The 524-nt window shown below is 42.7% G+C and carries 1 protein-coding gene; it reads left to right on the top strand.

Annotation, left to right across the window (positions count from 1 at the left end; all coding sequences use genetic code 11):
• Positions 1-411 (top strand): hypothetical protein (locus N1032_RS27790; RefSeq protein WP_259543966.1); only part of this gene is annotated, 411 nt, incomplete at its 5' end.
• Positions 412-524: the final 113 nt, after the last annotated feature.

Raw genomic sequence — 524 nt, 5'->3', positions numbered from 1 at the left:
AAAGCCAACGTAACTAAAGGTAAGATCCTTACCCGTTACGGTGTTAACGTCCGTTTACCGGGCTTTCGTAATCCTCCTGATTCACTTCTCAGAGTGCCTAAATTTGGTAATGAATCCAGAGTTTATAACGATATTGAAACAGGGCTAGAAGAAATGATCCTCATGATGCGTGAGGGGCGTTTTAAGGTTACTAAGCGCTGTTATCAATGGCTAGTAGAGAAACGTAGCTACGCTTATCAAGTTAATGAGCGTACAGGCAAGGTAGCCCCCACTGATAAGAATAACCACTGTATAGACGCTAGCCGCTACGCCGTCCTATCCCTGATGGGTAACAGGGGCGGTTTATGGTGCGATGCCTTAGCGCCTAACGCATTTGCTCAGATTGATACAGCTTACGATCTGGCATTTTGATAAAAGGATTTTAATTTTGATTAAATTAACCGAGGAACAAAAGAGCAAGCTACTTGCTCAAATTGAATACACAAAAGCACAGGCACAAGGCCCACATGATGAGTATTTAAATA

Source organism: Herbiconiux daphne, assembly GCF_024979295.1.
Classification (GTDB): domain Bacteria; phylum Actinomycetota; class Actinomycetes; order Actinomycetales; family Microbacteriaceae; genus Herbiconiux; species Herbiconiux daphnes.
Note: the sequence above shows the minus strand (reverse complement) of the source record. Positions and strands in the feature narration are given on the sequence as shown.